This is a genomic window from Capillibacterium thermochitinicola (assembly GCF_013664685.1).
GTDB lineage: Bacteria > Bacillota > UBA4882 > UBA10575 > UBA10575 > Capillibacterium > Capillibacterium thermochitinicola.
Map to the genome: position 1 here is coordinate 1 of NZ_JAAKDE010000077.1, position 8,857 is coordinate 8,857.

Below are 8,857 nucleotides of genomic sequence, written 5' to 3' on the forward strand. Positions count from 1 at the left end.
CCCATCTCAGGTCTACAACGGTATGCAGGCTCATAAAGTTGCCTGAACATATAAACACGAAAAGGAGGATAACTTACTAGAATTTTTTCGTGTCTTGACAATGGGGGGCATTATAGTTCGCTCTCTACCGGCAATTATAATATTTGCGGTAATAAATGCTTTTTACGAAGAGTTGGTGTACCGCGCTTCGTTCTTAAGTGTCCTGGAGAGTGTCGTCGGGCAAAAACATGCTTTAGCCATTTCCACCCTTTACTTCGGGATCGGCCACTATTACGGGGCCCCCGCCGGGATAATTGGGATAATAATGGCCAGTTTTCTTGGTTATATATTAGGAAAAAGCATGCTGGAGACCAGGGGCTTTTTCTGGGCCTTTCTGCTCCACTTTTTAGTGGACTTTTACATTTATATCTTCGGGTGTCTTAATTTCGTCACATAAAATGTTCAAGCCGATTAGTCTTATGTGGGAGGGTGGGGGTTTGCACCAAAGGGTAATTAGCATTAAGACAACGGTTAGGTGGATGAGTGCTTATCTTATCATTTGTGGGATCATCCCGGCCTTACTAAATGAGATGCTCTGGAAAACGATAAGTAATGGTAGTTCGGCGGCATGGCTTCATCTTTTCACCTTGATTGCTTTGAATAGCATTTTTATTTTTGTTTTAATAAAGAAGTATCAGTTAAACGTCGGCGTTTTTCGCCGTGTATCATTAAACGGAGTTTTATTGGGTTGTGGCAGTGCAATATTATTTTTTCTTGTATTGGATAATTTCTTGGATCCCTTGCTAGATCGCGTCTTTGTTGCCAGTGCCGAGGAGTATAGGCAGACAATTGCGCAATTAAGGCGATACCCGGTTATAAATTTCATCCGCGTATGCTTAATGGCGCCAGTGGTAGAAGAGATCTTAATAAGGGGTTGTATATTAAATAGTTTGCAGGATAAATATGGTATTGCGCCTGCTCTTTTACTCTCGACCTTTTTCTTTTCGGTTCTTCATTTTAACTTTGTACAAACCATATCAGCGCTGGTCTGTGGTCTGATCTTGGGCTTGTTATATATAAAGACGGGCGCATTGGTCAGTTGTATTTTGGCTCATTCTTTATACAATATCATTTCGTATTTGTCGGTTATTGGCCCGGTCAACCTGTAATCAACAAACAGTTGGAGGATGGTTCCCGGTTCGGTGGTGTGTAATATAAATTTCCAGTGATCAAAGTTTGAAAAGAACGTTGATTGCGGGAGAAAAGCATAAAAAAAAGAAATGGTAGTAATTTTGTAGGCCGAGGACCAGGATTGAACTATCCTTGGCTGGATGCATACCTTTTGAGTAGAAAAGCAGTTAAAAAGTCTTTAAAGTCGAAAGGAAATACGTGTCCGCCACTTTTTTATTCCAATAACTCCTGAAAATAGGTATAATATAATTTAACTAACAATTTGAAGCCGAGGAAGCGAGTAGGATGCGATACCAATTATCCGGTGATCACCATATATTCAGCTTTGACAAGGAAAACAAACCGGTTCTCCAGGTTAATCCGGGTGAAGAAGTTGAGATCGAGACCATGGACTGTTTTGCCAACCAGATTTGTACGGACGACGATAAGTTGGAAACCCTCGATTGGCAGCGGGTTAATCCGGCAACCGGGCCGGTTTTCGTGAACGGGGCGGAACCGGGGGATGTGCTGAAAGTGACGATCCAAGCCCAACCAGATCTTGGCCAGTTATGGTGTGGAGTTCGGGAAATAGGCGCGGTGCAAACAATGGACCGCCGCACTGAAGGAGCATAACCCAGAAGGAGCATCAGGATGAGAAACAGAGAGATACCCAAAGGGCTACGGGATTTTCTGCCCGATGAAGTGAAAATCCGCCGTAAAATGGAGAAAAAGGCGCTCGACCTTTTCCGGAGCTATGGTTATAAGGAAGTGCGGACGCCGACCTTTGAATATCTGGAAGTGATCGAGGCCGGGACATGCCGGGACATCCGGGAGGAGTTATTTTTATTTATCGACCGGGAAGGGCGAATTGTCTCTTTGCGCCAGGAAATGACGGTCGGGATTGCCCGCATGGCTGCCACCCATCTGCGGGAGGCAGTTTTTCCCCAGCGCTTGTGTTATATTGCCAATGTCTTCCGGCATGTTCAGCCCCAGAAGGCGCAGTACCGCGAATTCTGGCAAATGGGCATTGAGTTGTTGGGCGCGCCGGGGGCCCGGGCTGATGCCGAAGTGATCAACATTGCGGTGGACACTTTACGTACAATCGGGTTGGACAGTTTTAAGATCAGTCTCAATCAGATTGGGATCTTCAACAGCCTTTTGGCGGAGAGCGGGATGACGGAAGCAGAGAAAAAACTGGTCCGGCATTTGGTGGAGAAGAAAGACCTGGTGGAACTGGCGCGGGTCTTGAACAACTCCCACTGCGATGACGCGATTAAAGAAACCATCGCCCGCCTGCCGGTGCTCCATGGTGGGATTGAAGTTCTGGACCAGCTGGGCAAGGTTGAAAATAACCGCCGGGCGGCACAAGCAGTGGCGGAATTACTGAAAGTATATGAAGATCTTCAGGCTTATGGCGTTGCCGATCATATTGTGATTGATATGGGTGTCCTCCGCGGTTTGGATTATTATACAGGGATTGTCTTTGAAGGCTATTCATCGGAGCTGGGGTATGGTTTGTTGGGCGGGGGACGCTACGACAACCTGCTCAACCAGTTTGGCTTCGCCTGCCCGGCGACGGGTTTTGCCATCGGGATGGACCGGTTGGCGCTGGTCTTAAAGGAACCGGACGCGGAAGCGGCCCATTATCTGGTCGGCGGCACCGACTGGAAACAGGTCGTCCAAAAAGCCCAAGAACTGAGGGCCCGGGGCTATATCGTCGAAGCCGACGTGCAAGAGTGTACCAGGGAAGAGCTGGAGCGAAAAGCCCAACAGATCGGCAACTGCCAAGTATTATACCTGGATTAGGTGGGAGAGAAGATGCAAAATGATTATTTAACGATTGCCCTTTGTAAGGGGAATTTACTCCGGTCTACGTTGGAGCTGTTGGCGGCGGTGGGCCTTCCCTGCGAAGGGGTTTCCGAGGATACACGGAACTTAGTCTTTACTTTTGCCGACGAAAGGGTCAGATATTTAATGTGCCGGCCCACGGATGTTCCCACCTATGTCGAACAGGGCGCGGCGGATCTGGGTATTGTGGGCAAGGACGTCATCGTTGAACAACAAAAAGACGTTTTTGAACTGGTGGATTTGGGTTTTGGCGCTTGCCGCTTCGTGGTGGCGGTACCGGAACACATGAAGAATGTGCGGTTAAAGGATCTGAATTACCGGCGGGTCGCCACCAAGTTTCCCCGGGTGGCCGAAGAATTCTTTCGTAACCAGGGAATGCAGGTGGAAGTGATTAAACTCCACGGCAATATCGAACTGGCCCCGCTGATTGGGATCGCCGATATGATTGTGGATATTGTCTCCAGCGGGCGAACCCTGCGCGAAAACAACCTGGTTGAACTGGTCCATATTATGGACTCGACCTCTCGTTTAATCTCAAACCGGGTCAGTTTTCGGACGAAGTTTGACCGGATTGAACCATTGGTCCAGATTATGCAGGAGAAGGCAAAAAAGGGGGAAAGCCGATGAAAATCAGGCGGATCAACACAGCCCATGAAGACCTGGACGCTTTTCTCCAGGCGACCCAGGCCGATTTGGAACAAATAGCGGAACAGGTTGCTGCGATCGGCCGGGAAGTCGCCGCCCGGGGTAATCAGGCGATTTTTGAATATAACCGGAAATTTGACGGGGCGGAGATCACGGAGGAAAACTTCAAGGTCAGCCCCGCCGAACTGAACCGGGCTTATACGCTGGTGGATGAGGATTTTCTCAAGGCCATAAGGGCGGCTATTGCGAAGATAAGGGCTTTTCATGCCCGGCAGCGGAGAAACTCCTGGTTTGAGCCGGATGAACAAGGGAATATTCTGGGCCAAATCATCAGGCCGGTCGCGAGGGTGGGGATCTACGTTCCGGGGGGAACCGCGGCCTACCCTTCTTCAGTGCTGATGAATGCGATTCCGGCGCAGGTGGCCGGGGTCAGGGAGCTGGTGATGGCCACGCCCCCCAACGCCAAAGGGGAGGTCAACCCTTATACGCTGGTGGCCGCGGCGGAACTGGGAATCGAGGAGATCTATAAGATGGGTGGTGCCCAGGCCGTTTTTGCCCTGGCCCGGGGGACGGAGACCATCCAAAAGGTGGATTTGATCACCGGCCCGGGGAACATTTACGTAACGGTGGCCAAAAAAATGGTCTATGGCGAAGTGAACATCGATATGCTGGCCGGGCCTAGTGAGATTTTGATCATTGCCGATGGCAAAGCAGATCCCGCCTACCTGGCGGCGGATCTGATGTCCCAGGCCGAACATGACATCATGGCCCGGTGTATTCTGGTCACGGATGAAGAGGCTTTGTTTGACCGGGTGGAAGCGGAGCTCCAAAAGCAAATCAAGGATCTCTCCCGGCGGGAGATTATCGAACAGGCGCTGGTCAGGAACGGGGCTTTTATCCTGACGGCCGATCTGGAGGAGGCCTGCCGGGTGGCGAATCGGATTGCCCCCGAACATCTGGAATTGATGGTGGAGGATCCGTTTGCCTTGCTAAGTAAGGTGAAGAATGCGGGGGCTATCTTTATGGGGAAATACACGCCGGAACCGGTTGGTGACTATTACGCCGGGCCCAACCACATCCTACCGACGGGAGGAACCGCGCGTTTCAAATCTCCGGTGACCGTTGATACTTTTCTGAAAACCTCCAGTTTGTTGTTCTATTCCTGCGCGGGGATCCGGCAAGCCGCGGATGACATCATTAAACTGGCCACGGTGGAGGGCTTAACAGCCCATGCCAATTCGGTGCGGATTAGAAAGGAGAAGGCCAATGGCGACGAAGCGAACCGGCCAAATTGAAAGAAAGACCGCCGAGACGGAAGTAATGGTCAACTTGGTGCTTGACGGGAGCGGGCAGCACGAGATCGAGACGGAGGTCCCCTTTTTCAACCACATGCTGACGCTTTTCGCCGTTCATAGTCTGTGCGATTTACAAGTGAAGGCCAGGGGGGGACCTGGCCGTTGATGACCACCATACGGTAGAGGATGTTGGGATCTGCCTGGGGCAAGCCCTCAAAGCAGCCCTAAAGGACAAAAAAGGGATCAACCGTTATGGCGAGGCCACGGTGCCGATGGACGAAGCTTTGGCCCGGGTGGTCCTGGATCTGTCCGGCCGTTCCTACTTGGTTTACAACGTGGACTTAAAAAGGGAACAGATCGGGAATTTTTCCGTGGAAAACGCCAAGGAATTTTTTCAGGCCGTGGCCAATTATGGCGGCCTGAACCTCCATATCGATTTAATTCGCGGGGAGAACGACCACCATATTCTTGAGGCGATCTTTAAGGCGTTTGGCCGTGCGTTGAAAGAGGCGATTGCCATTGAATCACGGGTGGAAGGGGTTTGGAGTTCGAAGGAAACCCTTTAGCGTTTAATCCAATTACCACGATGGAGCGATGTTGATGATTGTTTTTCCGGCGATTGACTTGAAAGACGGGCAGTGTGTCCGTTTGGTCCAGGGACGGGCCGACCAAAAGACGGTTTATGCGGACAAACCGGATGAAGTGGCCCGCCGGTTTGCCCGGGAGGGGGCGGCGTGGTTACATGTGGTCGACCTGGATGGGGCCTTTTCCGGTTCTTCCCGTAATCTGAAGAGTATTGAGCGGATCGCCCGGGCGGTCGATCTTCCTTTTCAAGTGGGAGGGGGACTGCGCAGCCGCGCCGATGTCCAAAGAATCCTGGAGCTGGGGGCTGCCCGGGTCATCATCGGGACCAAAGCGGTGTCCGCCCCCGAATTTGTCCAAGAATTGCTGGAAGAATTCGGGCCGGAAAGAATCATTATCGGTATTGACGCCCGGGATGGCCGGGTGGCGGTAGAAGGATGGGTTTCGACCGTGGAGCTTTCCGCGGAGGATTTTGGGACAGCCATGCGGAAGCTGGGGGTTACCACGGCAGTTTTTACCGATATTAGCCGTGACGGGTTGCTGACGGGACCGAACATCATGGCCACCAGAAAGATGGCGGAGAAAACCGGGCTTAAGATCATAGCCTCCGGTGGGGTTTCTTCGCTCCGGGACATTCAGGAGCTGAAAAAGCTGGAAGCGGTGGGTGTTTCCGGGGTGATTATCGGGAAGGCCCTTTATAACGGGGCGTTTAGCCTGGCGGAAGCTTTGGCGGCGGCGGGTTAAGGCGGTTAAAAAATAAAACAGGTGGAGATGGTTGAAATTGCAGGAGAAAAGGATCATACCCTGCCTTGATGTGTGCAACGGGCGGGTGGTCAAGGGCGTTAATTTCGAAAACTTACGCGATGCGGGCGATCCGGTGGAACTGGCGGCATTTTACGACCAGGAGGGTGCCGATGAACTGGTCTTTCTTGATATAATGGCGACCAGTGAAGGAAGGCAGACGATGGTGGATGTGGTCGCGAAAACAGCCCGGCAGATTTCGATTCCCCTGACCGTTGGTGGTGGGATCCGTGATCTTGAGGGGATGCGCCGGCTCCTAGAGGCGGGAGCGGCGAAAGTGGCCGTCAGTTCCGCCGCGGTAAAGGATCCGTCTTTGCTTGCGGCTGGAGCCAAAGAGTTTGGCCGCCGGCGCATAATCGCCGCGATCGATGCGCGAAAAGAGGCGGAGGGGTTTTGGCGGGTTTATATTAACGGCGGCAAGGTCCCGACCCAGTTGGATGCGGTCACTTGGGCCAAAGAAGTGGCGGCGCTGGGGGCCGGGGAGATTCTTTTGACCAGTATGGACAAGGACGGGACGGAAGACGGTTATGACCTTGAATTAACGGCCGCCGTGCGTGAGCAGGTGCAAATTCCCGTGATCGCTTCCGGCGGGGCCGGCAACCTTGAACACCTGTGGGCCGCCATCGTGCAGGGCAAAGCCGATGCGGTGCTTTGTGCGTCCATTTTCCATTTCCGCCGTTACACGATTGCGGAAGCGAAACAATTTCTGGCTGATAGAGGAGTGAAGGTGCGGTTATGACGGAAGAGATCCGCTTTGATGAAAATGGTTTGGTGCCGGCGGTGGTTCAGGACTACAAGAGCGGTCGGGTCTTGATGGTGGCCTACATGAATGCCGAGGCGCTCCAACGCACCAGGGAGACCGGCCAAACCTGGTTTTTCTCCCGGCGCCGGAATTGTTTGTGGATGAAGGGGGAAACTTCCGGCCACCGGCAAAAAGTTAAACAAATGATGTACGATTGTGACCGGGATGCCCTGCTCATCCTGGTGGAACAGACCGGGGCCGCGTGCCACACGGGACATTACTCCTGTTTTTACCAGGATCTGGAGGGAAACGAAGTTGAGAACAAATTGGTCGACCCGGCACTAATGTATGCGACCGGGCGGGAAGGACCGGCGATTCTTTACGAATTATACAGTCTGATCCAAGAGCGGCGGGAACAGCTGCCGGAAGGCTCCTACACCACCTACCTTTTTAAAGAGGGGCTCGACAAGATTCTGAAGAAGGTGGGCGAGGAAAACGCGGAAGTGATTATTGCCGCCAAGAACAAAAGTAAAGAAGAGTTGGTGTACGAAACCGCCGATCTGTTCTACCATCTGATGGTGCTTCTGGTTGAACGGAACATTGAACTGGCGGATATCTTTGCGGAGCTGAGAAGGCGGCGGTAAGGGTTTCTTTAATTCCGGAAAAGCGGCTCTGTTCCCGGGTTTACCCCGGGGTTTCGGGTATAGAAAAAAGTTTCGGGCATAGAAAAAACCCCTGTTTCTAAACGGGGGTTTTTTATTAGTATGAAAATAAAAAATGGCGGCCCCGAGACGACTCGAACGTCCGACACGCGGTTTAGGAAACCGCTGCTCTATCCACTGAGCTACGGGGCCGTTTCTCCATATCCCTTTAATTATAACAAAATTGCTTGATTGGTGCAAGAGGAGAGGTCCACGCCGGACATAGTAAAGCCTCACCGGGAGGTGAGGCGGGACGTCCGTGTCAATTTAGGGGGAGACATCCTTGTCCCTAATTTTATCGGCTACCGGAAAGATAACTTTAGAGTAATTGTCGCTTTTGGCAACAAATTATAGCACGTTACATAAAATAGAAATAAAAGGGGAGCCGAAGGAGGGCGGGACAATGGCACCAATCAAATATACAATTGCCGTTGTAAAAAGAAATCCATTGCTCAAAATAAAAGTAACAGGGATTTACAACGGAAAAGACCAAAACTTTTATTTTCAAAATCCCCTGACTGGTGCGTGGGAAAAAATGCAAAGCGGTGGAGAACAAGAGATCTCCGCCACTAACCAGGGTCTATCGGTGGAGTGCTTAAAGAAACTGACTTATTGCCTGAAGAATCTGGCCGATCGTTTTTACGAGGAGAGCAAAGACCTTTTCGGCGGTTCAATCTGTGGAGAGAGCCGGTACCCCTCTTAGCGGGACAAAGGGAAAAAATTAAACAGTACAGTTTCTTGCGGGATTTTGTTGGCAGTTGGTGGGAAGAGTTACATTTTTAAAGAACAAAACCAGAGGGGTTTCCTCTGGTTTTATTTTGACGGTATATAGTATATAAAAAATGGCGCGCCCGGCAGGATTCGAACCTGCGACCTTTTGATTCGTAGTCAAACACTCTATCCAACTGAGCTACGGGCGCACTAGAGACAGCTAATATATTATCATAAACCGGTCGTAAAGTCAAGGACTGGTGAAGCGGTCTTCATTCCTGTTTTTAGGGGTATGGCGGTAGTCTTTACAAATTAGCCGGAACCGGGTAAACTTGAAAGCGGACAAGAAAGAGAACAAAGGAAGTTGAGTCCATATAATGGTG

9 protein-coding genes, 2 tRNA genes and 2 pseudogenes are annotated in these 8,857 nt (G+C 51.2%); 11 read left to right on the forward strand and 2 right to left on the reverse strand.

What is annotated here, in order from left to right; translation table 11 throughout:
• The first annotated feature begins 100 nt into the window (after positions 1–100).
• From G5B42_RS11565 to hisIE, 10 genes and pseudogenes are all read left to right on the forward strand, one after another.
• Complete coding sequence (locus G5B42_RS11565; protein WP_181340625.1) at positions 101–436, forward strand: CPBP family intramembrane glutamic endopeptidase; 336 nt, start codon at positions 101–103, stop codon at positions 434–436.
• An 82-nt stretch (positions 437–518) separates the two neighbouring features.
• On the forward strand, positions 519–1,148 hold the full coding sequence (locus G5B42_RS11570; protein ID WP_181340626.1) for a CPBP family intramembrane glutamic endopeptidase: 630 nt from the start codon (positions 519–521) through the stop codon (positions 1,146–1,148).
• A 307-nt stretch (positions 1,149–1,455) separates the two neighbouring features.
• Positions 1,456–1,695, forward strand: a pseudogene (locus G5B42_RS11575) (acetamidase/formamidase family protein); the annotation flags it as partial.
• 105 nt (positions 1,696–1,800) lie between these two features.
• Complete coding sequence (gene hisZ, locus G5B42_RS11580; protein ID WP_181340628.1) at positions 1,801–2,955, forward strand: ATP phosphoribosyltransferase regulatory subunit; 1,155 nt, start codon at positions 1,801–1,803, stop codon at positions 2,953–2,955.
• A gap of 12 nt (positions 2,956–2,967) precedes the next feature.
• Positions 2,968–3,624, forward strand: a complete 657-nt coding sequence (gene hisG, locus G5B42_RS11585; RefSeq protein ID WP_181340629.1) for an ATP phosphoribosyltransferase — start codon at positions 2,968–2,970, stop codon at positions 3,622–3,624.
• A complete protein-coding gene (gene hisD / locus G5B42_RS11590; RefSeq protein WP_181340630.1) occupies positions 3,621–4,937 on the forward strand; it encodes a histidinol dehydrogenase in 1,317 nt (438 codons plus the stop codon). The genes hisG and hisD overlap by 4 nt, the downstream gene beginning before the upstream one ends.
• Positions 4,909–5,503: pseudogene (gene hisB, locus G5B42_RS11595) on the forward strand (imidazoleglycerol-phosphate dehydratase HisB). The gene hisD and the pseudogene hisB overlap by 29 nt, the downstream one beginning before the upstream one ends.
• Positions 5,504–5,537: 34 nt before the next feature.
• Entirely contained in the window at positions 5,538–6,263 is a 726-nt protein-coding gene (gene hisA / locus G5B42_RS11600; protein WP_181340631.1) for a 1-(5-phosphoribosyl)-5-[(5-phosphoribosylamino)methylideneamino]imidazole-4-carboxamide isomerase, read from the forward strand.
• Positions 6,264–6,300: 37 nt separating this feature from the next.
• On the forward strand, positions 6,301–7,059 hold the full coding sequence (hisF, locus tag G5B42_RS11605) for an imidazole glycerol phosphate synthase subunit HisF (protein ID WP_181340634.1): 759 nt from the start codon (positions 6,301–6,303) through the stop codon (positions 7,057–7,059).
• The gene (gene hisIE / locus G5B42_RS11610; RefSeq protein ID WP_181340632.1) at positions 7,056–7,706 is read left to right on the forward strand and encodes a bifunctional phosphoribosyl-AMP cyclohydrolase/phosphoribosyl-ATP diphosphatase HisIE; all 651 of its coding nucleotides are present in this window, start codon (positions 7,056–7,058) and stop codon (positions 7,704–7,706) included. The genes hisF and hisIE overlap by 4 nt, the downstream gene beginning before the upstream one ends.
• Before the next feature lie 134 nt (positions 7,707–7,840).
• On the opposite strand, the gene G5B42_RS11615 is transcribed toward hisIE, so the two are convergent.
• Positions 7,841–7,916, reverse strand: a tRNA-Arg gene (locus tag G5B42_RS11615).
• 250 nt (positions 7,917–8,166) lie between these two features.
• Between G5B42_RS11615 and G5B42_RS11620 the strand changes: the two genes are divergently transcribed.
• A complete protein-coding gene (locus tag G5B42_RS11620; RefSeq protein ID WP_181340633.1) occupies positions 8,167–8,466 on the forward strand; it encodes a hypothetical protein in 300 nt (99 codons plus the stop codon).
• A 140-nt stretch (positions 8,467–8,606) separates the two neighbouring features.
• On the opposite strand, the gene G5B42_RS11625 is transcribed toward G5B42_RS11620, so the two are convergent.
• Positions 8,607–8,683 (reverse strand) — tRNA-Arg (locus tag G5B42_RS11625).
• Positions 8,684–8,857: the final 174 nt, after the last annotated feature.

Bases quoted from the DNA above. Each gene is read 5' to 3' on its own strand.
- G5B42_RS11565 (WP_181340625.1), top strand. From the start codon at position 101: ATGGGGGGCATTATAGTTCGCTCTCTACCGGCAATTATAATATTTGCG.
- G5B42_RS11570 (WP_181340626.1), top strand. From the start codon at position 519: ATGAGTGCTTATCTTATCATTTGTGGGATCATCCCGGCCTTACTAAAT.
- hisZ (WP_181340628.1), top strand. From the start codon at position 1,801: ATGAGAAACAGAGAGATACCCAAAGGGCTACGGGATTTTCTGCCCGAT.
- hisG (WP_181340629.1), top strand. From the start codon at position 2,968: ATGCAAAATGATTATTTAACGATTGCCCTTTGTAAGGGGAATTTACTC.
- hisD (WP_181340630.1), top strand. From the start codon at position 3,621: ATGAAAATCAGGCGGATCAACACAGCCCATGAAGACCTGGACGCTTTT.
- hisA (WP_181340631.1), top strand. From the start codon at position 5,538: ATGATTGTTTTTCCGGCGATTGACTTGAAAGACGGGCAGTGTGTCCGT.
- hisIE (WP_181340632.1), top strand. From the start codon at position 7,056: ATGACGGAAGAGATCCGCTTTGATGAAAATGGTTTGGTGCCGGCGGTG.
- G5B42_RS11620 (WP_181340633.1), top strand. From the start codon at position 8,167: ATGGCACCAATCAAATATACAATTGCCGTTGTAAAAAGAAATCCATTG.